We start from the raw sequence: 21,670 nt of genomic DNA on the forward strand, positions 1-21,670 counted from the left end.
GGAGCGGCCAGCTCCTTCAGAGGAGGCATACCCATGGGGTTGCGGATGGACTCCAGGGTGGCGTTGTACAGGCTGTCCCAGTCCTGGGGCAGGCACTCAGGGTCGGGCACGGTGGTGCCCGGAATGAACACGTCGGTGTTGTCGGGCAGCTCAGCGCTCATCAGGCCGTGGCCGTATTCAAAATCAAGCTTCATAGATGATCTCCTTACTGATGCAGATGGGTTTGGGTTAGTTCAGACCGTGGAAGAGCAGCGGGGCCTGGGCCCGCAGCCGCTCCAGCTCCTGGGGCTCGGTAACAGGCATATGTTCCGCCAGGAAGGCAAAGAGACTGTCCCGCTCCTCCGGGCTGTCGGCCAGGCCCAGCTCCTCCAGACAGGCGGGCAGTGCAAACCGCCGCAGGAATCGGTCCAGCCCCTCCTGCTCTGCCTGGGGGGCGCCGTTGACGGCCAGCTGGTAGACCAGGCTGGCCCCCACCAGCTCTCCGTGGAGGAACCGGGAGCGGATCTCCGGGCGGCAGGTGCAGAAGTAGCTGTACAGAGAGTGGCTGATGGCGGCCTGCTTGCCGCCGCAGGCCATGGCGGAGATGAGTCCCGTGAGCTGGAGGGCGGCACAGATGCAGGGACCCCGGGTGGCGCCGGAGAAGCGCCCGTCGGTGACCAGGGCCACCGACTCGGCAAAGCCCATGCCCACCAGCGCAGCGGTGGCGGTGAGCATTTCCCGCATACCCGGACCGCCCTGGGGGCCCTCGTTGCGGATGACAATGACCTCGCCGTGCCGGATGCCGCCGCTGTAGATGGCCTTGACGGCGTCCTCCTCACACTCAAAGCAGTGGGCCGGGCCGCTGTGCTTGCGCATCTGGGCCGCCACGGCGGACTGCTTGACGACAGCGCCGTCGGGGGCCAGGTTGCCCTTGAGGACGGTAATGGAGCCGTGGTCGCTGTAGGCCTGCTCCACCGGGTGGATGACCTCCGGGTTGTACTCCACCACATCCGCCACGTTCTGGCGGTGGGTGCGTCCGTTGACCGTCATCTGGTCCAGATCGATAAGCCCGTCCAGCTCCCGCATCACCGCGCCCACGCCGCCGGCCTGATCCAGGTCCAGCATGGTGTGGGTGCCGGAGGGCTTGATCTTGGCCAGATAGGGGGTGTCGGCGGACAGGCGGCCGATGTCCTCCAATGTCATGGACAGGCCTGCCTCATGGGCGATGGCGGGCATATGCAGGGTCATGTTGGTGGAGCCGCCCACGCTCAGACCCACCCGCACGGCCAGCTCCAGCATCTTCTGGGTTACGATGTCCCGGGGGCGGATATTCTTTTCTACCAGACGCACCACGGCCTTGCCGCTGAGTTTGGCCACCCGGTTTTTCTTGCCGCTGACGGCGTGGGCGCAGGCGCTGCCCGGAAGGGTGAGGCCCAGGGCCTCCGCTACCACCGACATGGTGTTGGCCGTGCCCATCATGGCACAGGAGCCGGGGGTGGGAGACATGAGTCCCTCCATGTACTCATATTCCTGGCGGGAGAGCTCTCCACGGGTGAGCTTACCGGCCATTTCCTTGAGCTCGTAGGTAGCGTAGGTGCGGCCCTTGTAGACGGCGGGCATCATGGGGCCGCCGGTGACGATGACCGTGGGCAGGTTGACCCGCAGGGCCGCCATCAGCATGGCGGGCACGATCTTGTCACAGCCGCCGATGAGCACCAAACCGTCCAGCTGGTGGCCGGCGGCGTACACGTCGATGGAGTCGGCGATGATCTCCCGGCTGGGCAGCACGCTGCACATACCCACGTGGCCCTGGGAGAAGCCGTCGCAGATGGAGATGGTGTTGACCTCGAAGGGGATGCCCCCCGCCTCCAGAACGCCGTCCCGCACCAGCTTGCCCAGCCGGTCCAGATGGACGTGGCCGGGGTGCATCTCGTTATAGGTGTTGATGACGCCGATGAAGGGCTTGGACAGGTCCTCATTGTCCAGCCCCATGCCCCGCAGATGGGCCCGGGGGCCTGCCATACTCAGACCGTTTACCACCTTGGAACTGGGATACTTGGGATCTTTATAAATGAGATCCAGTGTCTCTTCCATGGAAGCTGCCTCCTTGTATCAGGATGATTTGGAAAGCTGGATGGGATAGCTGCATCCCAGCTTTTCGGTGATTCGGGCCGCGCACTGGAGCAGCTCCCTGCCGTAGGAGAGGGCCTTTTCCAGCGAAAAGCGGTAGTCGGGCGCGGCAATGCTGATGGCGGCCGGTGCCTGGTTGTCCACATCGAAAATAGGAGCGGCGATGCAGACCACGTCGGTGTGGTGTTCGTGGTTGTCCACGGCGTAACCCTGAATCCGGATGACCTCCAGCTCCCGCAGGAGACTCTCTGGATCGGCCAGGGTCTTGGAGGTGTACCGGGTCAGTTCGGTGTGCTCCAGATAGTTTTTCAGCCAACTCTCCGACTTCCAGGCCAGCAGGGCCTTGCCGCCGCTGGTGCAGTGAAGAGGAATGCGCTTGCCCACGGCGGAGTGGAGGCCCACCGAGTTCTTGGCGCCCAGTTTGGCCAGATAGACCGCCTCCCGGTCCTCTTCTCCAATCAGGTGGATAGTCTCCAGACTCAGGTTGTTCAGGTAGGTCATTTCCGCCTTGGCCGCCTCATAGAGAAAGTTGGTCTTTTGCAGCTGAAGGGCCAGCAGACGGGCCTCAAAGCCCACACGGTAACATTTCCGGGCGTCATCCTTTATTACAAAGCCGCAGTGCTGCATCTCCTGGAGGATGCGGTGGGTGGAGCTGGGCGGAATACCGGTCATGGCGGACAGCTTGGCCAGGGGAACCTCTTCCTCGCTTTCAGCCAGAGCAACCAGCAGCTGCAGCGCCTTCATGGAGCTGTACATCCGCATCATTTCGTGCAGTTCCTTGCCCCAATGCATACAGAAACCTCCTTCGCATGGGATTCTATATATGGAAAATTATATTTATATCTGGTTTTCTAATTGCATGGTACACTCTCCCGAAATTGATTTCAAATGAGAAAAGATACCAGATTATTCTAGAAAGTGGATATTTAAAAGAGGATTTTAAATATAGAAATGAGACCAAATAAAAAGGGAGGATTTCCTCCCAGGCGCATTCTAAATACAGAAAGACAGTTCCAAATTGCACAAAAAGATCGGGTATATTTTGTCGCGGTGTATAAGTGAACTTTCACAAAAGAACGTGATGATAGAGTAAGGGGAATTAGGTAGTATTTCCAATGCGCTGCAAAAGAGGCCGGGGGGCTGTCTGCCGATTCTGAACCGGAAGATCTTGTCATAGTCTGTACCAATCAAATGGTAGGAGGTACGGGAATGAAGATCATTCTGCTGCGGCGAAAGCTGCTGGCGGTGCTGGCCTGTGTGTTGGCGGCCGCCGCCATGTTCTACATCGTCAATTATCCGGAGGTGGTAAGCGCGGCGGCTACCAAACGGCAGCTGCCCATCTATTGCGTCCAGCGGGACCAGAAGATGGTGGCTATCTCCTTCGACGCGGCCTGGGGAAATGAGGACACCCAGCAGCTCATTGATATTCTGGGCCAGTACCAGATCAAGGCCACCTTTTTTGTGGTGGGGGACTGGGTGGACAAATACCCCGAGTCGGTGAAGGCGCTCCATGATGCTGGTCATGAGATCATGAACCACTCCAACACCCACGCCCACTACAACAGCCTGTCCACCGAGGAGATCATTGCCGACGTGTCGGCCTGCAACGACAAGATCGAGGCCATCACCGGCGTACGGCCTACCCTGATCCGCTGTCCCTACGGGGAGTATGACGACCATGTGATTGCCGCCATCCGCTCCATGGGTATGGAGCCCATCCAGTGGGATGTAGATGGTTCCCAAACCGCTTCAAGCTATTGTGCCCCAATGGATAGCGTCCGGTTTTGATGCCTATTAAGTATCCCCCTGATGACACAGATATGGCTCAAAATGTATGTTATCTGACGCTGTGTGCGGTTTACCCAATATCCCATTCAACGAGTGGATCCGCCGAACAGGTCACCAAAAGCCATTATAAATTGAAACACTCCTAACATGAGTATAGAGCTGTACAAACAGCTTAAATCATCATGTTAGGAGTAATTTTATATGAAGATCCACTATGACGTAAGAGAAGCCATGGAGGCACTTCAATTAAAGACCTTACGGAAACATCAGATTCAACCCATCAACAGCATTTTGGACAGACGGGATACTCTGGTCATCGCACCTACCGGTTCAGGCAAGTCAGCCATCTTCCAGGTACCTGCTCTGGTCATGCACCAGAAGCACCATACCTGGACGATGGTCATCGAGCCTACCCTGTCTCTGCTGGAGGATCAGGTGCAGGCGCTCAATGCCAAGGGGATCCGCGCCAATCAGATCTCAGGCAATCATCCCATGGAGTATAATGCGACAAAAATGACCATGGACGGCCCTGTATATCTACAAGACCTCAGCGCTCCCTTTCTCTACATCACCCCGGAACGCCTGCAATCTAAACCGTTTCAAAAAGCCATCAAGGACAATCCACCCGGCCTGGTGGTGGTGGATGAGGCCCACTGTGTGCTGGACTGGGGCCACACCTTCCGCCCCAGCTATCTGGAGATCGGGAAGTGGCTGTCCACCCTGAAAAAGCGCCCGGTGGTTGCAGGCTTTACAGCTACGGCGCCGGAAACCTACCGTTCAGAGATCTGTGCGTTTCTGGGTATGGATGAGCCTGAGGTATGCGTCAACTCACTGGAGCGCTCTAATCTGATTCTTATTGGAGAGGACTGCTCTGCTATGAATATCAAGGGACGCCTGTCACGGCTGAAATACCACCTCAAAAAATACGGCAAAGAGGGTCGCACGGTCATCTACTGTGCCACCCGGAAGTATGTGGATCTGGTTTCCAATTATCTCTCAAATCAGTTTCCCGGTGAGGTGGTCAAGTGCCATGCTTACATGGACCCGGATAAGCGGCAGCGAAATGAGCTGAAGTTTATCCACGGCAAGAAACGGATCATGGTAGCTTCTACTGCTTTCGGCATGGGTGTGGATGTGCCCGACATCCGCCTGGTAGTCCACTTTAATTTGCCCCTCAGCGTGACCGACTACTATCAGCAGATCGGGCGAGCGGGCCGGGATGGTAAGAAGTCCCGCTGTGTATTGCTCTATGCCGGTGAGGATCGGGATCTGAACGAAACTATCCTCTGTAAAGAGGATTATGATGAATCTCTGCAAAAGCTGTTGCTGGACCGGTTGGACGAGATGATTGGGATCGTCACCGGTAAGGCCTGCATCATGCAGCAGGTGCTGGCTGCACTGGGTGAGAAGAAGCCCAACACCTGCCGTCACTGTACCAACTGCCAGCGGAACAGGAGGGGCTGACATGAAGCTGAAACAAGTCCGTCTGGGCATTCATACCATCGAACTGTATGCCGGAAAGCTCAAGTATCACCAGATCCAAAAGACCATCGATCACCTGGTGGACCAGGGATCCATCCAACAGATCTACTCTGATTCCTACTCCATTGACCGGCATTTGAAGAGCACCTATCTGGTGGCTCGGGGCATCCGTATGCGCCTGCACCAAAGCCATAATAAGTCCAACGGCATCTCCTTTGCAGTCAATCCGTCTACCCTTCTGGCGGGAGCCTATCAGCCGCTGGCGCTGTACCAGCCCACCAAGGAAAATGTGGTTGAGATGCAGTCACACCTTGCCGATATGTTCGAGGAAATTCATCTGAGCGATCATGGAGAGCCTATCCTGGCCCCTGATGAGCTCAGTCTCAGCCGGATGGACCTGACCGTAGATTTATGGTTCAGCAAGGATACGGATCTCTCTTCGTTAATCCGCATATTTCGCAAATCTATGCTGCCACGGCACTATAAACGCCGTGAATTAGAGGGAAAACAGGACTATTTCTTTGAACTTGCCACCAAAGAGATCTCTTTCAAGGTCTACGACAAGATCTACGAACTGGAGCAGAATGACCGCTGTCCCAAGAAGTACAGAAAGGAGAGAATCCTCCGGCTGGAAGTCAGCATGAGACGGGAGGCCTTTCTGGAAAAGCTGGGCTTAAAGCGGAAGGATGATCTGTTTGCCATGCTTAAGATGGGATATGACAACGTCTGCGCTGCCATCGGCGAATTTCTGGATATCTCCATATCGATGCTCCCATCTGTTTTACTATAACCTTAGCAAAATCTTTTGGGATTATTTACATCTATAGTTATATATGATATTCTTTTAAATATATACTGCATCTCATTTGAGATATCTATAGGAGGGAAGTTATGGAGCGCTTTTGCACAACGTGCGGGGCACCGCTGGGCCCCACTGATCAATTCTGTACATCCTGCGGTGCGCCTGTGAATCCGGAGCCGTCTGGGAAAACCCGCTCGCAGGAGAAGGGATTCTTTTACCGGCTGTGGCATAACCACGCTTTTGAAGCTGCCGCAGTAAAGATCAACCAGTTTACCAACTATGTTTATGCCGTTCTGGGCTGTATCCTGATCATTCTGGGGTTCTTTTGGGGGTATGGCTGGACGGTTATGGGGACAATTCTGGGCCTGATTGGCATGATCAATCTAGGCTATAACCGCAAACTCCGCCAGAGGCGGAAATATATGCCCTGTCCCACCTGCAATCATCGTATGGAACGCGGGCAGGCTTTCTGCCCCATCTGCGGCACGCATATCGAGAATCCGGGACAGCCCTATACCGTTCAGGATGCCGGCAACGAAGAGGCTGGCTGCAATGCCGGTACCATGAACCGGAAAAAGATCGGTATGCTGGCAGAGATCGCGCTTTTGATCGGGTTTGTGATCTTTCTGGCCAACGGTGGGGCAGGCATTCTTCGTTATGGATGGGATGCGGCGGTTGGCGGTCCGATCTATCAGATTCAAAATGTCACGCTGGACGAATATGGTCCTCAGACCATGAAAGAATTAATGGACGACAACTTGCGCAGCCCCACCTGGACCTCAGAATCCATTGATGAGGACGCCTCCAACGTCTATGTGGAAGGCTATATGCCCATTATGGGAGAGGATGTTCGGTTTCGCTTCTATTATGAGGACCAGAATGATGGAACCTTTGAATATTCCTTAAATCGAATCGACCTGCTGGATAGTCAGCAGACATCAAGTGACGTGTTTGATGTCATGTTATTCCTGGAGCTCATGTATGAAAATGCCGGTTGAGAAAAGAGTTTGCAATAAACTGTTATCCTGCGCCAAGTAAATCTGTGACAGGCAGCCAGGCAGAACTGGTGACCTGTCTGGAGCACTGGTCCCGGGAGAAAGGACGAACAGTCATCGGCGTACTCCACGACATCAGCCTCTCCCTGCCAGTGTGGTACGGATGTAGCCGGGTATATGCTTGACGCTCTCAAACGTTGGGAACAAGTCTCTTGACGTTTTAGAGTCTTAGTGATACGATACGATCAGAATTGAATCGGAATCTTTGTGGTTTCTGTTGCTTCCTGCTTAAGCTGCACGGTGCGGAAACTGGACAAGGGAACCGGGTGTGAATCCCGGACGGTAACCGCCGCTGTAAGCGCTGAGTCTGTATCCGTTGGCGAAAGCCAGTCATTGGGGAAACCTGAGAAGGCAGGATATGGACGCAGGAGAACTCCTCCGCAGGCGTAAGTCAGAAGACCTACAAGGAAAAGAGATCTGCTGCCCATATGGGTAGCAGGTGTCGTTTGGCTACACAGAAAAACGGCTGTGGCAATCATAAGGTTGCCGCAGCCGTTTTGTAATTTTCAGGAATATTACACCCTACAGTACGCTCCAAGAATGGTCATTGACAGCACTGCAGAAATCGGTTACAATGCAGACTGTGAGCAGGTCATATGCTTGACATATGCCAACTGACAAGCCGGTGAGAATCCGGCGCAGTCTTACCTCTACTGTATTTGGCCCCGGCCATAAGCCAGGATTGTCAGCCTGCTCCATGGTAATTGATCAAGGTGGTATCCATTGCCGATTTTTGCAGCCATATCCATGTCTGGAGATGGCTTGGGTTTCGTGCATTTATCATGTTCGAAGCCTCTGTTTGCAGGGATCGGCAATGGATATCTGCGCTTTACCGGCAGACACCATTGTCTGCCGGTTTTTTGTTTTTCAGGCTGCCGGAAGATCCTGAAGTTTGAAGGGGGGTGAAGACCATCAGCAAACGAAGACAGGCTCGCCCGGCCAGACTTACGCCACGAGAGGCAGCGCAGTATCGCAGCATGATACAAACGTGGGCAAAGCAAGCTCCGCCGGAGCACACAAACCACGGTGATGGGCATATGCTCTACGCGTCCCTTACCCTGTCCAGCGGACTTGGAAGAGCCGTCTATCATCAGCATCCTTGGCCCCAGCGGCGTGGTTCAGAATTTGGGCGCCAATGGCAGCATCACCAATGTGCCTCTGGTGGATAAGCTCTACGGCAAGCTGATCAACTGCTACTCCTGGGCGGATGCCCGATATGGCGGCCTTGTGGGAACGATGTTCTCCGGTTCCGTCATCGCCAACTGTTATGTGAATAAAACGCCCGGCGGCAACGGCGGCGGTCTGGTGATGACCGGCAACGGCGGACATATCCTTCACAGCTACTGGCTCGAGGGAGAAGCCATTGGCACCAATACCGGCACTTCTCTTCTGGACAGTCAGGCAGTTGCCAAGCATATAGTGTATATAATAATGTAACTCAAACAGCCCTCCGGAAAGTCCGAAGGGCTGTTTGAGTTTATCATTCTTTAGATGACATATTGTCCCCCGCCTGATCCACCTTGGACTCCAATGCTGCGATCATCTTGGTGAGCCAGGCGGGAATGGGGGCCCCCAGAGCCCCGGCGTTCTCGATAATGCTGCCGGCCTCGGTGAGGATGTACCAGATGACCACCAGAGGGCAGAGCAGCACCGTGTAGGTGAATGGCAGCTCCACTCCGGGCACGTTGCCCAGCAGGTGGCCGATGACCGTGTCCAGAATGGCCGCCACGATGACGGCCACCACGCTGCCCAGCTTGTGCCAGATGCCGTCCCGGGCGGTCTTGCTGGACCACTCCCCCGCCCGCAGGGCGGCAGCGGAGCCGGTGGCGTAGTCGATGAGCATACAGCCCACCCAGGCCACCACTACCCACCCAAACCAGCCCCACAGGGCGGTGAGGGCTGCACAGAGGGCGGCCACCGCCGCTTTGAAGGAATTGATGTGCTCCATGTCAGGCTCCTTTCTCCGGCAGCAGCCCAAGCCGGTCCAGCACCACGGCAGCCTCCTGACGGGTCAGCCCGTCCCGGGGCCGGGTGCCGTCGAAGATCCCGGCGGCCACGGCCTTGCTCCACTCCTCCTTGGCCCAGCCGTCCGGCTCATTGGGCTGTCCGCTCTCCTGGTCCGGCTCCTTGACCTCCAGGCCCAGATAGTCGCAGATCCCGGCGCAGGTGGCCCGGGCCAGCTTGTCCCGGTAGGCGGCGTCCTTCAGCAGGGCCAGGTCCTGAGCGTTGGTGTGGAAGCCGTACTCCAGCAGCACCGCCGGGGCGGTGGTGGAGGCCAGCACCGTGTACATCTCATGGGCCAGACCGCTGCCCCACAGCACCACGCCGGCGGCGTGGACGCGGTTGATGATGGCGGCCGCCAGCTTGTTCCGGGCTGCCGTCTCCGGGGGCGCGGAGGTGAAGGCCACAAAGCCCCGGGCAGAACTCCCAGCGGCGTTGGAGTGGAGGGAAACGAACAGGTCGGCCCCCGCCCGGTTGCTTACGGACGCCCGTGCGCTGAGACTGGGATAGTCGATCTTCTGCTCACGGGTGCCCACCACGGTGATACCCTGCGCCTCCAGCAGAGGCCGCAGGCGGGTATACAGATCCCAGGTAAACTCACATTCCTTGTAGCTCCCATCCAGAGAGCCGTTGGCGCACCCAGGCCCGTGGCCCGGGTCCAGGCATACAACAGGCTTGCTCACAGGATTGTCCTCCTTGTCCGGCGGGGTATCCGCCGATTCTTTCTTTACATATACGATGATGTAATTATGGCATTTCCGGCCATCCCCTTTGATGGTCTGGCCGTCGAACCAGCACTGGGCAGACCCGCCGCCGTCCCCCATGACGAAGGAGGTGCAGCCGTCGGCAGCCATATCGTCCCGCAGAGCCTCCGGGGTGCGGGCATCCGCCGTGCCGTCCTGGGAGGCGTACAGCCGCAGATAGCCCTGTTTCGTGCCGATGCCTGCCCTTCCACGCTTCCCGCCCTGGCCCTTCTTGTCGTAGCTGGGCTTCTCGATGGGGCCGTTGGGTCCGATGAGGCAGGTGGTGGACCAGAAGTTGTCCTTGGCATCCCGGTCCAGGGTCAGCATGATATCGGGTCCGCTGTCCCAGGCATAGCCGTAGGAGCTCCACGGCTTGGGAGAGATCCATTCCCCATCCGCCTTCAGCAGCGGGCAGGCGGAGCCGTCAGCGTTCCACATCCCGCCCGTGACAACGTAGACTTTGCAGTCCGGCCGCTTGGCCTGGGCCTGGGCGGCCACCTGTGCCACGGAATAGCGGAATTTGTTGACAAACAGTTCTACAGAGTCGATGGATGGGAAAGGGATGTCGATAATCAGAGCGTTTGCCATTCGGTCTCCTTTCTCAGATGGGAGTTGGTGCCTTTTTAGATTGAAGCGGTGAACGTCGTGTCTCCGTAAATATAATAGACTCCAGTGATCAGAGAGTTGTAAATATAAGAACAATCTCCTTGGAAATCGTGGTAGCTTTCTCTTTCCCCTCCAAACTCGATATACACAATCTGCGGAATAGGTATCTGCACGGATTCATTGGTGCTTGTCACAAGATCATAGTTTTCGTCAATGTATCTTATTTTTCTCTCGGAATACGTATGTGGAACAACGAACGTAACCGTTGCCGTTCCAGCGAATCCGCCCCCACTCTCAATCTGCCCAATATTCGCCGCCATCTGCTGAAACGTGGCGTTTGCCGCCGTGGTCACGCCCTTGTCCGTGATGGCCTGGGCGATGGCTGACTTTCCGCTGGTGATGGCGGTAGGGTATGCGCTGAACACGTCTCCCACGGTACTGCCGCTGCCGTTGATGGCGGATTTCAGGGCGGCTTTTGTGCTGTTCAGCTTTGCCAGCTTATCCGCTGTAGTGTTTGCCACTTAGACCACCTCCCCGTTGATGGTGTCCAGAACGGTGTTGATGTTGCCTACAAGGTCGTCAACGTAGCCTTTGTTGGCGGCGTCCGTTTCTTTTACAGGGTCATTTACTCCGTTTATTACACAACCTTTTAAATCAAACGTAACATCGCCATCGGTTGTAAAAGAACCTGCAACATTTATTCCACTAGTATCAAATTTACCACCATCTATTCCTGTAATAGAAACAACTTGCAAATTGCCAGTTATTGTCCCGCCGCTCAGAGGCAGGAACGGGGCGTTCTGAAGGCTGACCAGCGCGGCGTAGAACTCTGCCTCAGTTCCGGTGTAGCCCTCTTCAACAGCAGCTTCGTATGGGGACTTCCCGTCTCTCCCTCGCACATATCCGAGCCTTAGTTCTTTTTCGGCCATTTATTGATCACTCCTTGGTCAAGGCGGCCTCTACGTCCGAGCGCCAATGAATAGGAACATCGGCCAACGTCATGCGGCCAGCCTGAATCCATCTCACATAAATTGCCACCATATTACACACCTCCGGTAATCATCATTGCCAGCTCCATCAGGGCCGTGTCATGCTCCAGGCTGGCAGATTCCAGAGCTGCCAGTCTATCTTCCACGGACATGGCGGCGGAAGAGCCGTTTTCCTTGGCTATCGCGGCCAGTTCGTCCGCCTGCTCCTGGGTGATCTCCAGGTTGTTTGCCAGGGCGTTGATACGCTCCAGCGCCGCCTCGACGGTATAGGGCACGCCGTTGGTCAGACGGTTTTTCAGTACGTCATAGCTCATGTGGTGTCCTCCTTACAAATTAGTGGCCGCACCCTCCAGCGCGGCGATACGGGAAGCAAGTTGCTGGATGATGGCATTGGGGTCAGCCCTGCCAGACACAGTGGTGTCGCCGGTGTCGGTGTAGAGAGTATTGGTGCCGGACAGGGCAAGGATTTCCTGTGGAGTGAGTTGGACAATCTGGGGGCTGTTAATTGAGACGACAAACGAGATGGGATTGGCGTTCAAATACGATTTCAGCTTTTGAACAGCAACATCATTGCTATCACCTGCATCTATCCCAACCAACGTATTCTCTATATTAAAACTAATATAAGCGTTTACAGTACCAATTGCGCCAATGAAGAAAATGTTCGCTGTTCTGTACTGCGGCTCATTAGTTCTTAACTTGAACTGGTTTGACACCGCGTTTTCGCCTAGTGCGCTTGTTGGATTTTCAAGTACATCACGCAAGTTGATGTAAAAGTTTGTTAAATTTTCGCTATAACGACCAACACCAGAACAAGAAATAAGTATTTCTGAGTTTACCAGAACAACAATCTTGTCAATTGTCAGCACACCAGTCGTCCAGTCCAGCGTACCGCCGTAGACGGTCTGGCCGAAGGAAAGGGGGATTGGAGTATCGTTGTGCGTGAGCGTCGCCTGCGCCCACCCACTGATGGGCCGCACATTCTCAGGGCTAGGGTCGCCGCTTCCAGACTGCACCGGCACGATCTGGCTTACCACATGGAGTGGGTAGCCCTCCACCGGGTTGCAGGTAACCACCGGGCCGCTGGATTCAAACGCCGGGGCCAGACGATCTACAATGGTCAGGCTGCTCCAGGTCTTATCGGTCTGTGCCTTGGTGTCGTCAATGGCGCCGCTCTGGTATCCCAGCTTGTAAGTGCCGTCGGGAGCCACGATGGGGATTTTGTCGGCATCTTCCGGGGTTGCCTCCGGAACGCCAAGCCCGGCGGGACCTACCGGGCCTACCGGGCCTACCGTCTTGCCGACGCGGATCTCCTGCCCGTTGAGGGTGTAGACAAGGTAGCCGTCGTCGCTGATGGACAGCGGCGGCGGGTCGTCTCCGGTGTAAGTGACCACAAGGAAACCTTCTTCGTCCACATAAACACCCCACAGGCCGTCGGCCTCAATGCCGTTCTTTCCTTCTGCGACAATTCCGGTGTCAACAAACACGCCTTGTGCGGTGTCCCACACAAGCCATGTCATTGTATCAGGGTTAATGCGCGGGTAGCGGTTTACTGCCTGTAAAGCGGCGTTTGCGCTGGCTTCAGCGCTCCCTGCGGAGTTTCCAGCCCCCTGAGCGGACTGGGCCGCGTTTCCGGCAGCGGTCTCTACGGCCTGTTGGGCCTGTCTGGCCTGCTGGGCGGCATCCGCGGCAGCCTGAGCCTGGGCCGTGGCGGTCTGTACACTGGTCTGAGCACTGCTCACAGCATCACTGGCAGATTGTGCCGCCTGTGTGGCGGCGGCGGCACTGTCAGCAGCGGTCTTGGCCAACTCGGCAGAGGCGGCGGCAGCGGCCCCGGCCTGCTTGGCGCTTCCCTGGGCGGCGTCTTGAGCTGTCTGAGCTTGTCCAGCCGCCTCCTGAGCCGCTTTGGCATTGTTGGCCACACCTTCTGCCGCGTTCTCCGCCTGCTCTGCCGCCGCCCCGGCCTCCTCCGACAGTTCCCTCACCCGCTGCTCCAGCTGCGTAAACTCCGACGGCACCTCGGGCCAATGTCCGTCGCCGGACAGGCTCTCCGGTACATATACCCGGAGTACATTGGTATGCCGCACCTTTTCTCCCTGAGTGGCCCTCAGTTGAAGAACATAGTACCCGGCCAGCGCCAGCATCTCAGATGTGAGCATTACAGACAGGCTGTTTTCCCCCTGGTTCAGGCGGATAATATCCAGATTTTTTCCGGCCTGCACCAGCAGATCCCAGGTCCAGCCCTCCGGGATGATCCCCTCCACTCTCAATTCCCGGGTCAGGTTGTCATACTGTCGGGCCAATACCTTTCCTTGGTTTAAAATGCGCCAGTTGTCAAACTTGATCATTTGCATCCCCCCATATATGGGTCCCAAAGGGAATTAGATGTACGGTTTCATACACCAAAGCAATGATTTATTTTTTCTGACCGTATGTGAGACTGAGAATTCCGGCGGCCTCCTCCTCTGTTAGCTTGCCCGCAGCCGCCAGGGCCTGGATGCGCTCCTTGTCCCACAGCTTGGGATAATACTTCTTGGCCAGCTCGTACACGTTCACAGTTCCACCCCCGTCATAATGGCCAGATAGTCCAGATCCGCCCGCAGGCGCTCCGCCTCCGTGGGCTCCGGCTCCGGAGCGGGCTCCGGCTCAGGCACCTGACCGGGGGTCAAGCCCACCAGCACCCCGTTCTCGATCTTCAGGTCACAGTAGCCGCAGCAGTCCCAGGACGTCTTCTCCAGCTGGGGCGGCACCGCGATCCACCCCTCCATCCAGCACTCCGTCCGGTGGCTCTGGCTCTGCAGGCCGTGGCCGCCGTCCTCTCTGGCCCCGATCTCAATGATGGTCAACATCCAAATCCCTCCTGATCCATGCAAATAAGTGGTACAACAGCCTGCGGAGCCACCCCGCCCGGTCCCGGCGGCCTCCCCCCTGCTCCTCCAGCCAGGCCAGCAGCTTCCCGGAGCTCCAGCCCTCGGGCTGTATCTCCAGAACCGGCCCACCGGCGCTCACCGTCCGCACCTGCCCGCCCCGCACAAAGCGGAGCAGCAGGTTTTTCAGATGAATGGGAGCAGGCTTTGGGGTGATTCTGTTCCGCTTTTGGTAGGTCCGCTTCTTCCGGGGCTCTTCTTCCATTGGCAAGTCATTGAAGTGGGCCATGAGCCGCTCCTCCAGCTGGTCCAGGCCCCGTACCTCCACCTGCTCCCCTAGGGCCAGGCTCTCAAGGCGGTGCAGACCGCACCGGATGGACCGGAGCACCGAGGCGTGGTCCACCCCCAGCAGGGTACCGATCTCCCGCAGAGAGAGCCACTCCCCATAGTAGAGGTACAGATAGGTCTGCTGGCGTGGGGTGAGCCGGTCCAGCACTGCTTTCAGCACCTCAGGCTCCCCCAGGTCCACCACCAGAGGTCCCCCCTCCTGGCGGCCCAGCAGCTGATAGAGAACTCTGGCATCCTCTGCAATCCGTTTCTGTCCCCGCTGGAGGGTGCGGCACACGGTGGAGCGGTTTCTCCCCGCCTCCCGGGCCACCTGGGCCTGCCGTCTGCCTCCGTTGGTACCGGCCAGATAGGCCTCCTGGACAGGGCTGATCCCACTCCGGGCCGCCCGAACAGCCAGGCGCATCTTGTCCTGCTCAGTAGGCCCCTCGGGGTCCTCGGCGCTCTCCAGTTCCGCCCAGGTCTGGTATTGGAACTTATCCCACTGCCAGCCCTCCAGGCCGGACCAAGTCCTGCCCCGGCTGATCTTGTGCCGGGGCATCAGCTCCCGTAAAAGCCGGGAGCAGTCCACCAGATCCTCCCCGATCCGGGCCAGCTCCAGACGGATGGCCCGGGCCTCCCTGCCTTGTACGCCCTCCAGCTTGGCCTGAAGGGCGGTCTTTTGTTCCCGCAGGGCCTTGGCCTGGGCTTTGATCTCCCTGGCCCGGCTCATTTTTTACTCATATCCGTCCGGGGCGCCCGGAGGTCTGACGTGGTATACGTGCCGTCCCTGGGCCGGGTGTAGTACCCCTGGGTGAGCTGCCGCAGGTCCCGCATCTCCGCCAGCATCTGCCGCAGCAGTCCCAGCTCCCGGGCGGCGGTGGTGTCGCCCCGGGCCGCCTGCCCCTGGCGGTCCTCAATGGCCAGCCGCAGCCGGACCGCCGCCTCCCGGTAATCGTCCGCCAATTCGCTCAGCGATTTCATGACATCATACGACCTCCTGCCTACACCAAAACACAGATCTGACCGGCGTATGCATCCTCACATTTCAGAACAAGGTCTCCGGTGGAGCTTTCGTAAGTCACATCCGTGCATCTGACCGCCCACGTGTTTACGCTGAGGGCCCCATCCACCTGATGGAACAGCTGGAAGACCCGCAAGCCGTTTTTCATGCCGTGTGCATCAGCCCTGATCCGCAGTGTGCCGCCGCTCCACTGGCCTGAGGTGAATGAGATGGTTTTCCACAGGCGACCCACCCGATCATTCATGTCGTGCAGGGCCTGATCCAGAATATCCATGTTCTCATTCAGATCGGAGATCAGAACATTATCGCTGTCCCCCGGCTTTTTGAGGTTATAATACGTGGTCCTTGTCACGGCAGCTCTCCCTCCCTAAGAGCGCGCTCTACGATATGGACGATGTGACCATCCGCGTTACAGGTGTGGCGGAGGAGACTGTCGGCCTGCCCGGCAAGCACAGCGACGTCAAGCCGGTGCCCGTAACTGCCGGCGGAATCACCTTCCCCGATGTGGCGGGCCATACCAACCAAGCCGCCATCGAGACTCTTGCTGCCCGGGGCATCATCAATGGACGTGACAACGGTCTGTTTGTCCCCGATGCCACCATGACCCGCTCGGAGTTTGCCGCCATTGTGGTGCGCGCACTGGGACTGACTCCCAAGACCACAGATATTTTTACCGATGTGAGCGCCGACGCCTGGTATGCTGGCTATGTGGGCACCGCTTACACCTATGGCATCATCAACGGCGTGGGAGACGGCCGATTCCTTCCCAACGGCACCATCAGCCGCCAGGAGGCCGCCGTGATGGTGGCACGGGCCGCCAAGCTGTGCGGCATGGATACGGCTCTGGAGGATTACCAGATCCTCAACACGCTGGCCCAGTTTACCGACTATGTGACCATCGCACCCTGGGCGCGGGCGGGGCTGGCCTTCTGCTATGGGGAGGATATTTTAGATCAGAGCGACCTGAATGTGGAACCCATACGGGCCATTCTGCGGTGTGAGATTGCCGAAATGCTCTGCAACCTGCTGGACAGCGCCAAGCTGCTGTAAGGAGAATCCGTCATGTGGTGGAAACAACATAAGTGGAAAGTAATCCTCCCTGTTCTCATCCTGGCAATTCTGGCCGGGGTATTCTGGTATGGCGGCAACGCCCCCGGTGCGCGGGGCTGGACGGTCACAAGCCCTGAGACAGACCATGCGACGATGGTTCAAGATCCGCCGGATACAGCGGAGCCAGTACAGACGCCGGAGCAGGAGCCCGCTGCAGTTCCTGAACCTGAAGAGACGGCTGAAGAACATACGCCGGAATCCGATACAGAGGAAGAACCGGCAAAAGCCACGCCGGAGCAGACTGCTGAGCCGGCAGCTTCCAAGCAGCCGGAACAGGCCCAGCCATCCGATCAGCCCGAAATGGCTATCAATCCGGAAACAGGAAAGGATAAATACCAGACCGATCCGGTGCCAGAGGGGAAACCCCTGCCGGTGGAACCCCAGGACGTGACCATCGGTACGACAGCGTATCTGCCCACGGGCAATCCTCTGACGCTGGAGAGCATCCTTTACGGTGTCTCCGCCGCCGCCATGCTTGCTGCTGTGATCTCCTGGTTTTCCTGCTATACCGCCGTGATGACCTCCGATAAATTTGTGTATCTGTTCGGCAGAGTACCTTCACCGAGCCCAGCCAGACCCAGCGGTTACTGGATGGCATCCGCTATGCCAATAAAGGTATCCTGTTGGATACCGGACATCTGATGAACTGCTGTACCGAGCTGCGAAGCCAAAGTGAGGGTGCTGCCTATATCAGCGCCATGCTGGACCGGCACGGCGGGCTGGGCGCTATGATTCGCGGTGTCCATTTCCATCAGTCTCTCAGCGGGCGCTATGTCAAACGTCATACCGGCCGGCTGCCGGAACAATGGCCGGAGGAATTCCGGCAGCGGTTTGCTGTCAACTACGACCATATCCTCCGGATCGATCAGCACCAGCCCTAGACGGATCCAGCTATATTGCCCGTGCTGGAGCGGATTCAGCCCACCTGGCTCACCCATGAATTGACATCCCGTACCAGAAGGGAGCGGGCACAAGCGGTAGCGGTCCAACGGGCCCTGCTGCGGAAGAGAGAGAATATTCCATGACAGACACCTTTGTAATTGAACATCTTTGCTTTTCCTATCCGGAGCAGTCCGGGGCCATTCTGCAAGACATGAGTCTGACGGTCCGGCGGGGAGAATTTCTGGTGCTCTGCGGCCCCTCCGGCTGCGGAAAGTCCACGCTGTTGCGGCAGCTGAAAACGGTGCTTGCCCCTCATGGCCGCCGGAGCGGCACCATTCTTTTTGAAGGACAGCCGCTTGACAGCATGGACCAGCGGCAGCAGACGGAGTGCATCGGCTTTGTCCAGCAGAGTCCGGACAACCAGATTGTCACCGACAAGGTCTGGCATGAGCTGGCCTTCGGGCTGGAGAGCCTTGGCTATGAGACGCCGGTGATCCGCCAGCGGGTGGCGGAGATGGCCGCCTTTTTCGGTATCGAGAACTGGTTCTATAAAAATGTAACGGAGCTGTCCGGCGGACAGAAGCAGCTGCTCAATCTGGCCTCCGTTATGGCTATGCAGCCCTCGGTTCTGATTCTGGACGAACCCACCTCCCAGCTGGACCCCATTGCAGCATCGGACTTTCTGGCCACCCTTGGACGCATCAACCGGGAGCTGGGCACGACCATCCTTCTGACGGAGCATCGTTTGGAAGATGCGTTTCCGCTGGCCACCCGGGTGGCCGTCATGGAGGAGGGGAAGCTGCTGTGCAGCGGTACGCCTGCCGAAGTGGGCACAGCCCTGCGAGCCAGCGGGCACACCATGTTCCTGGCCATGCCCACTGCGATGCGGGTGTGGGCAGCGGTGGAACAGGAAGGGATATGCCCGGTTACAGTTCGGGAGGGACGGGACTGGCTGACGGCCTACAGCGTGGAGCATCCGCCCTGTCCGCTGCCGCCAGAGCCATCTCGGGTCTACCCGGATGGCGCTGTACTAGAGGCGTCGGAGTTGTGGTTCAAGTATGAGAAAGACAGCCCCGATGTGGTGCGGGGACTGAACCTCACCCTAAAAAGGGGCGAGTTCTATGCGCTTATGGGTGGAAACGGCGCCGGGAAATCCACATCGCTGAAGCTGCTGGCCGGACTTTTGAAACCCTACCGGGGAACGGTAACCCATCAGGGAACGATTGGCGTTTTGCCTCAGAATCCTCAGACCCTCTTCGTGAAAAAACAGTTCAGGAAGATCTGGCGGAGATCCTGAACGGCAGCAAAGAGGAAAAGGCAGAGCGCATTGCCCGTGTGGTGGCCCTGTGCCGGCTGGAGGGGCTGCTGGAGCATCATCCTTATGACCTGTCCGGCGGAGAGCAGCAGCGGGCGGCATTGGCAAAAGTCCTGTTGCTGGATCCTGATATTCTTCTGATGGACGAACCAACCAAGGGGTTGGACGCAGAGTTCAAACAGGTTTTTGCGGAAATTTTGCAGGTGCTTTTGCGGCGGGGCGTTACAATCCTGATGGTCAGCCATGATATTGGATTCTGCGCCCGCTATGCTCACCGCTGTGCACTGTTTTTTGATGGAGGTACCGTGTCGGAAGGGACGCCCCGTGCCTTTTTTTCGGGGAACAGCTTTTATACGACCTCTGCCAACCGTATGGCACGGGATCAGGAGCCTGAGGCCATTACACCGGAGGATGTGATCGTTCTGTGCGGCGGGAAACTGCCGCCTGTACCGGAGTTGTCGGATGACATCCCGCCCCTGCCGGAGCCAGCAGAAGTAAGCGCGGCAGGAAAGCCCAAAAAACTGCCGTGGTGGCGGAAACTTCTGGCGGCAATGTCTGGTGCTGTATCGCTGCTTTTATTTCTTTCCTTTCTTGGTGTAGGGAATTTGACTGCGCTGGTCAATGCAGAGGGATTGACTGCTCTGGCTGGTGACCAGTTGGCGCTGTACTCCATATTTTGTATTTCCCTATTGGTGTTTGCCGCAGCTATCACCCGCCGCAGTCACCGGCCGGACTATTTGCGGCAGACACCAAAGGAACAGCGCAAGCTGACAAAACGCACACTGGTGGCAACGATCCTGATTGTGCTGCTTATCCCTGTAACGCTTTTTGTGGGCATTACTTATCTGGGCGGTAAGAAGTATTACTTCATTTCTCTGCTAATTTTATTGGAGACGATGCTGCCCTTTTTCCTGATCTTTGAAGGCCGGAAACCCCAGGCCCGGGAGCTGGTCATCATCGCGGTGCTGTGTGCCATTGCTGTGGCAGGGCGGGCGTTCTTTTTCATGCTGCCCCAATTCAAACCGGTGATGGCGGTAACCATCATTGCAGGGGTGGCCTTTGGAGGAGAGACCGGTTTCCTGGTGGGCGCCATGACCATGTTGGCTTCCAATATGATGTTCGGGCAGGGACCGCTGACCCCATGGCAAATGTTCGCAATGGGCATCATCGGCTTTCTGGCGGGCATCCTGTTCCGCAAGGGACTGCTGATGCGCACGCGGGGATCTCTGTGTGTCTTTGGCGCCCTCTGCGCCATCCTGATTTACGGCGGCGTTATGAACGCGGCCTCCGCTCTGACAGCCAACCGGGAACTGACGGGCGGCATTCTGCTGAGCTACTATGTTACCGGTATGCCCTTTGATTGTATCCATGCTGTGGCCACTTGGCTGTTTCTCTGGTTTGCGGCAGAACCGATGCTGGAGAAGCTGGACCGCATTAAGGTCAAATATGGCCTGGTGGAGTAAATACATATTCCGGAATCGGCAGCCACACAGCTATATACTATACCCATGAAGCCCAGGGAGCATATGCTTCCTGGGCTATCCTTTTATCTGGAGGTATGGTTATGAACGTATTGCTGGTCCCACCCCTGGAGCCGCCCCGGGCGGCAGAACTGGACAACACCCTGGAGGCTATGCAGCGAGCGGTAGGAGGGCCCATCCAGGCGGTCTACCCCTTCGAAGAGCCGGTGGCCCTCATCTGTCACGAGGAGGGCAAACTGGTGGGACTGCCCCTCAACCGCTGCCTGCGGCTGGACAACGGGGAGATCTACGACATTGTCGCAGGAACCTTCTTTCTGTGCGCCGCCCCGCCGGACAGCGAGGACTTTGAGAGCCTGTCGCCGGAGCAGCTGGAGCGGTACCGCCGCCGCTTCGCACGGCCGGAGATTTACCTATGATGGAGCGACTTATGGAGGACGGCTTCCGCTACGGGGAGCCGGTGTACACCCAATGCTCAGAGGAGATGATAGCCTTGTCAGAGGAACTGCGTAAACAGCTGGACCGGGAGGCGGCCGATCTGCTGGACAGGTTGGAGGATGTCTTTGTGAAGCGGGAGACGGCTTCCGTGGAGGGGGCCTTTCGGGAGGGAGTCCGGGTGGCCATTCTGCTGGCTCTGGACCTCTTTCCCCCTTCCGGACCGCCCGAACCTTGAACTGTATACTATAAGCTACGATGGCCTCGGGGAAAGCCCCGGGGCTTTTTTGCGTTTTAAGGAGGAATTACCATGAAAGAACTGCATACCTGCGAACTCTGCGGCGCTTCTCTGCCAACCGGGCAGCTGTACCATTTCGATGGCCAGGAGCTGTGCGCCCAATGCCTGGACAACCACACCCTGTTCTGCAGCTATTGCGGCGAGCGGATCTGGGAGAGTGACAACGCAGGCACCACTGACACGCCCCTGTGCCAGGACTGCTTTGACGACCACTATGTCCGCTGCTGCCGCTGCGGTGCTCTGGTGAGAGAGACCGGGGCCTATTACGAAGAGTCGGACGAATTTGACGAGCGGCCCTACTGCCTGGACTGCTTCCATACCCTGTCCCGGGACAAGCCCATCCACGATTATTATTACAAACC

24 protein-coding genes, 3 pseudogenes and 2 riboswitches are annotated in these 21,670 nt (G+C 57.5%); of the genes and pseudogenes, 13 read left to right on the top strand and 14 right to left on the bottom strand.

Annotation, left to right across the window (positions count from 1 at the left end):
• The 3 genes and pseudogenes from B5G06_RS12280 to B5G06_RS12290 all read right to left on the bottom strand — a co-directional run.
• Positions 1 to 194, bottom strand: a pseudogene (locus B5G06_RS12280) (hypothetical protein); the annotation flags it as partial.
• A gap of 34 nt (positions 195 to 228) precedes the next feature.
• On the bottom strand, positions 229 to 2,073 hold the full coding sequence (locus tag B5G06_RS12285) for a dihydroxy-acid dehydratase domain-containing protein (RefSeq protein WP_242955488.1): 1,845 nt from the start codon (positions 2,071 to 2,073) through the stop codon (positions 229 to 231).
• An 18-nt stretch (positions 2,074 to 2,091) separates the two neighbouring features.
• A complete protein-coding gene (locus B5G06_RS12290; RefSeq protein WP_087189354.1) occupies positions 2,092 to 2,901 on the bottom strand; it encodes an IclR family transcriptional regulator in 810 nt (269 codons plus the stop codon).
• A 417-nt stretch (positions 2,902 to 3,318) separates the two neighbouring features.
• Between B5G06_RS12290 and B5G06_RS12295 the strand changes: the two genes are divergently transcribed.
• From B5G06_RS12295 to B5G06_RS12315, 5 genes are all read left to right on the top strand, one after another.
• Entirely contained in the window at positions 3,319 to 3,897 is a 579-nt protein-coding gene (locus B5G06_RS12295) for a polysaccharide deacetylase family protein (RefSeq protein ID WP_143382751.1), read from the top strand.
• A 201-nt stretch (positions 3,898 to 4,098) separates the two neighbouring features.
• Positions 4,099 to 5,361 carry a RecQ family ATP-dependent DNA helicase gene (locus B5G06_RS12300; protein WP_087189355.1) on the top strand — a complete coding sequence of 421 codons (1,263 nt, stop codon included), beginning with the start codon at positions 4,099 to 4,101 and terminating at the stop codon, positions 5,359 to 5,361.
• A 1-nt stretch (position 5,362) separates the two neighbouring features.
• Positions 5,363 to 6,169, top strand: a complete 807-nt coding sequence (locus B5G06_RS12305; RefSeq protein ID WP_087189356.1) for a phage/plasmid replication protein — start codon at positions 5,363 to 5,365, stop codon at positions 6,167 to 6,169.
• A 101-nt stretch (positions 6,170 to 6,270) separates the two neighbouring features.
• Positions 6,271 to 7,179 carry a zinc-ribbon domain-containing protein gene (locus B5G06_RS12310; protein WP_087189357.1) on the top strand — a complete coding sequence of 303 codons (909 nt, stop codon included), beginning with the start codon at positions 6,271 to 6,273 and terminating at the stop codon, positions 7,177 to 7,179.
• Positions 7,180 to 7,433: 254 nt separating this feature from the next.
• Positions 7,434 to 7,659, top strand: a riboswitch (cobalamin riboswitch).
• Positions 7,660 to 7,808: 149 nt separating this feature from the next.
• Positions 7,809 to 7,945: riboswitch (cobalamin riboswitch) on the top strand.
• 362 nt (positions 7,946 to 8,307) lie between these two features.
• Entirely contained in the window at positions 8,308 to 8,673 is a 366-nt protein-coding gene (locus B5G06_RS12315; RefSeq protein ID WP_087189358.1) for a hypothetical protein, read from the top strand.
• Positions 8,674 to 8,716: 43 nt separating this feature from the next.
• On the opposite strand, the gene B5G06_RS12320 is transcribed toward B5G06_RS12315, so the two are convergent.
• The 11 genes from B5G06_RS12320 to B5G06_RS12365 form a co-directional block, all read right to left on the bottom strand.
• Complete coding sequence (locus tag B5G06_RS12320; protein WP_087189359.1) at positions 8,717 to 9,184, bottom strand: phage holin family protein; 468 nt, start codon at positions 9,182 to 9,184, stop codon at positions 8,717 to 8,719.
• A 1-nt stretch (position 9,185) separates the two neighbouring features.
• A complete protein-coding gene (locus tag B5G06_RS12325; RefSeq protein WP_087189360.1) occupies positions 9,186 to 10,568 on the bottom strand; it encodes an N-acetylmuramoyl-L-alanine amidase family protein in 1,383 nt (460 codons plus the stop codon).
• A 35-nt stretch (positions 10,569 to 10,603) separates the two neighbouring features.
• The gene (locus B5G06_RS12330) at positions 10,604 to 11,107 is read right to left on the bottom strand and encodes a hypothetical protein (RefSeq protein WP_087189361.1); all 504 of its coding nucleotides are present in this window, start codon (positions 11,105 to 11,107) and stop codon (positions 10,604 to 10,606) included.
• Positions 11,108 to 11,515, bottom strand: coding sequence for a hypothetical protein (locus B5G06_RS12335; RefSeq protein WP_087189362.1), 408 nt, complete (start codon positions 11,513 to 11,515; stop codon positions 11,108 to 11,110).
• A gap of 113 nt (positions 11,516 to 11,628) precedes the next feature.
• Positions 11,629 to 11,889 carry a hypothetical protein gene (locus B5G06_RS12340; protein WP_087189363.1) on the bottom strand — a complete coding sequence of 87 codons (261 nt, stop codon included), beginning with the start codon at positions 11,887 to 11,889 and terminating at the stop codon, positions 11,629 to 11,631.
• Positions 11,890 to 11,901: 12 nt separating this feature from the next.
• A complete protein-coding gene (locus B5G06_RS12345) occupies positions 11,902 to 13,923 on the bottom strand; it encodes a hypothetical protein (RefSeq protein ID WP_087189364.1) in 2,022 nt (673 codons plus the stop codon).
• Positions 13,924 to 13,990: 67 nt separating this feature from the next.
• Positions 13,991 to 14,131: an XkdX family protein gene (locus tag B5G06_RS13930; protein WP_143382752.1), complete on the bottom strand. Its 141-nt coding sequence runs from the start codon at positions 14,129 to 14,131 to the stop codon at positions 13,991 to 13,993.
• Entirely contained in the window at positions 14,128 to 14,424 is a 297-nt protein-coding gene (locus tag B5G06_RS12350; RefSeq protein ID WP_242955489.1) for a toxin-antitoxin system toxin subunit, read from the bottom strand. Before B5G06_RS12350 ends, B5G06_RS13930 begins: the two co-directional genes overlap by 4 nt.
• The gene (locus tag B5G06_RS12355) at positions 14,408 to 15,499 is read right to left on the bottom strand and encodes a sigma factor-like helix-turn-helix DNA-binding protein (RefSeq protein ID WP_087189365.1); all 1,092 of its coding nucleotides are present in this window, start codon (positions 15,497 to 15,499) and stop codon (positions 14,408 to 14,410) included. Before B5G06_RS12355 ends, B5G06_RS12350 begins: the two co-directional genes overlap by 17 nt.
• A complete protein-coding gene (locus B5G06_RS12360) occupies positions 15,496 to 15,750 on the bottom strand; it encodes a hypothetical protein (protein ID WP_087189366.1) in 255 nt (84 codons plus the stop codon). The genes B5G06_RS12355 and B5G06_RS12360 overlap by 4 nt, the downstream gene beginning before the upstream one ends.
• 20 nt (positions 15,751 to 15,770) lie before the next feature.
• A complete protein-coding gene (locus B5G06_RS12365) occupies positions 15,771 to 16,142 on the bottom strand; it encodes a hypothetical protein (protein ID WP_087189367.1) in 372 nt (123 codons plus the stop codon).
• 35 nt (positions 16,143 to 16,177) lie between these two features.
• On the opposite strand from B5G06_RS12365, the gene B5G06_RS12370 reads away from it, so the two are divergent.
• The 8 genes and pseudogenes from B5G06_RS12370 to B5G06_RS12400 all read left to right on the top strand — a co-directional run.
• On the top strand, positions 16,178 to 16,840 hold the full coding sequence (locus B5G06_RS12370) for an S-layer homology domain-containing protein (RefSeq protein ID WP_087189368.1): 663 nt from the start codon (positions 16,178 to 16,180) through the stop codon (positions 16,838 to 16,840).
• Positions 16,841 to 16,852: 12 nt separating this feature from the next.
• Positions 16,853 to 17,467, top strand: a pseudogene (locus B5G06_RS14605) (hypothetical protein); the annotation flags it as partial.
• Between the two features lie 56 nt (positions 17,468 to 17,523).
• Complete coding sequence (locus B5G06_RS12380) at positions 17,524 to 17,781, top strand: hypothetical protein (RefSeq protein WP_143382753.1); 258 nt, start codon at positions 17,524 to 17,526, stop codon at positions 17,779 to 17,781.
• 140 nt (positions 17,782 to 17,921) lie between these two features.
• A complete protein-coding gene (locus B5G06_RS14470) occupies positions 17,922 to 19,079 on the top strand; it encodes an ABC transporter ATP-binding protein (protein ID WP_343286367.1) in 1,158 nt (385 codons plus the stop codon).
• Positions 19,064 to 20,560 carry an ECF transporter S component gene (locus B5G06_RS14610; RefSeq protein ID WP_343286368.1) on the top strand — a complete coding sequence of 499 codons (1,497 nt, stop codon included), beginning with the start codon at positions 19,064 to 19,066 and terminating at the stop codon, positions 20,558 to 20,560. Before B5G06_RS14470 ends, B5G06_RS14610 begins: the two co-directional genes overlap by 16 nt.
• A gap of 101 nt (positions 20,561 to 20,661) precedes the next feature.
• The gene (locus tag B5G06_RS12390) at positions 20,662 to 20,994 is read left to right on the top strand and encodes a DUF3846 domain-containing protein (protein ID WP_204220836.1); all 333 of its coding nucleotides are present in this window, start codon (positions 20,662 to 20,664) and stop codon (positions 20,992 to 20,994) included.
• Positions 20,991 to 21,248, top strand: a complete 258-nt coding sequence (locus B5G06_RS12395; protein ID WP_087189371.1) for a hypothetical protein — start codon at positions 20,991 to 20,993, stop codon at positions 21,246 to 21,248. The genes B5G06_RS12390 and B5G06_RS12395 overlap by 4 nt, the downstream gene beginning before the upstream one ends.
• A gap of 72 nt (positions 21,249 to 21,320) precedes the next feature.
• Positions 21,321 to 21,670: pseudogene (locus B5G06_RS12400) on the top strand (hypothetical protein); the annotation flags it as partial.

Source organism: Flavonifractor sp. An52, from assembly GCF_002159385.1.
GTDB classification, from domain to species: Bacteria; Bacillota; Clostridia; order Oscillospirales; family Oscillospiraceae; genus Flavonifractor; species Flavonifractor avicola.

Excerpts from the sequence above, each read along its gene's own strand:
- B5G06_RS12285 (WP_242955488.1), bottom strand. The coding sequence starts at position 2,073 with ATGGAAGAGACACTGGATCTCATTTATAAAGATCCCAAGTATCCCAGT.
- B5G06_RS12290 (WP_087189354.1), bottom strand. The coding sequence starts at position 2,901 with ATGCATTGGGGCAAGGAACTGCACGAAATGATGCGGATGTACAGCTCC.
- B5G06_RS12295 (WP_143382751.1), top strand. The coding sequence starts at position 3,319 with ATGAAGATCATTCTGCTGCGGCGAAAGCTGCTGGCGGTGCTGGCCTGT.
- B5G06_RS12300 (WP_087189355.1), top strand. The coding sequence starts at position 4,099 with ATGAAGATCCACTATGACGTAAGAGAAGCCATGGAGGCACTTCAATTA.
- B5G06_RS12305 (WP_087189356.1), top strand. The coding sequence starts at position 5,363 with ATGAAGCTGAAACAAGTCCGTCTGGGCATTCATACCATCGAACTGTAT.
- B5G06_RS12310 (WP_087189357.1), top strand. The coding sequence starts at position 6,271 with ATGGAGCGCTTTTGCACAACGTGCGGGGCACCGCTGGGCCCCACTGAT.
- B5G06_RS12320 (WP_087189359.1), bottom strand. The coding sequence starts at position 9,184 with ATGGAGCACATCAATTCCTTCAAAGCGGCGGTGGCCGCCCTCTGTGCA.
- B5G06_RS12325 (WP_087189360.1), bottom strand. The coding sequence starts at position 10,568 with ATGGCAAACGCTCTGATTATCGACATCCCTTTCCCATCCATCGACTCT.
- B5G06_RS12335 (WP_087189362.1), bottom strand. The coding sequence starts at position 11,515 with ATGGCCGAAAAAGAACTAAGGCTCGGATATGTGCGAGGGAGAGACGGG.
- B5G06_RS12340 (WP_087189363.1), bottom strand. The coding sequence starts at position 11,889 with ATGAGCTATGACGTACTGAAAAACCGTCTGACCAACGGCGTGCCCTAT.
- B5G06_RS12345 (WP_087189364.1), bottom strand. The coding sequence starts at position 13,923 with ATGATCAAGTTTGACAACTGGCGCATTTTAAACCAAGGAAAGGTATTG.
- B5G06_RS12350 (WP_242955489.1), bottom strand. The coding sequence starts at position 14,424 with ATGTTGACCATCATTGAGATCGGGGCCAGAGAGGACGGCGGCCACGGC.
- B5G06_RS12355 (WP_087189365.1), bottom strand. The coding sequence starts at position 15,499 with ATGAGCCGGGCCAGGGAGATCAAAGCCCAGGCCAAGGCCCTGCGGGAA.
- B5G06_RS12360 (WP_087189366.1), bottom strand. The coding sequence starts at position 15,750 with ATGAAATCGCTGAGCGAATTGGCGGACGATTACCGGGAGGCGGCGGTC.
- B5G06_RS12370 (WP_087189368.1), top strand. The coding sequence starts at position 16,178 with ATGGACGATGTGACCATCCGCGTTACAGGTGTGGCGGAGGAGACTGTC.
- B5G06_RS14470 (WP_343286367.1), top strand. The coding sequence starts at position 17,922 with ATGACAGACACCTTTGTAATTGAACATCTTTGCTTTTCCTATCCGGAG.
- B5G06_RS12390 (WP_204220836.1), top strand. The coding sequence starts at position 20,662 with ATGAACGTATTGCTGGTCCCACCCCTGGAGCCGCCCCGGGCGGCAGAA.
- B5G06_RS12395 (WP_087189371.1), top strand. The coding sequence starts at position 20,991 with ATGATGGAGCGACTTATGGAGGACGGCTTCCGCTACGGGGAGCCGGTG.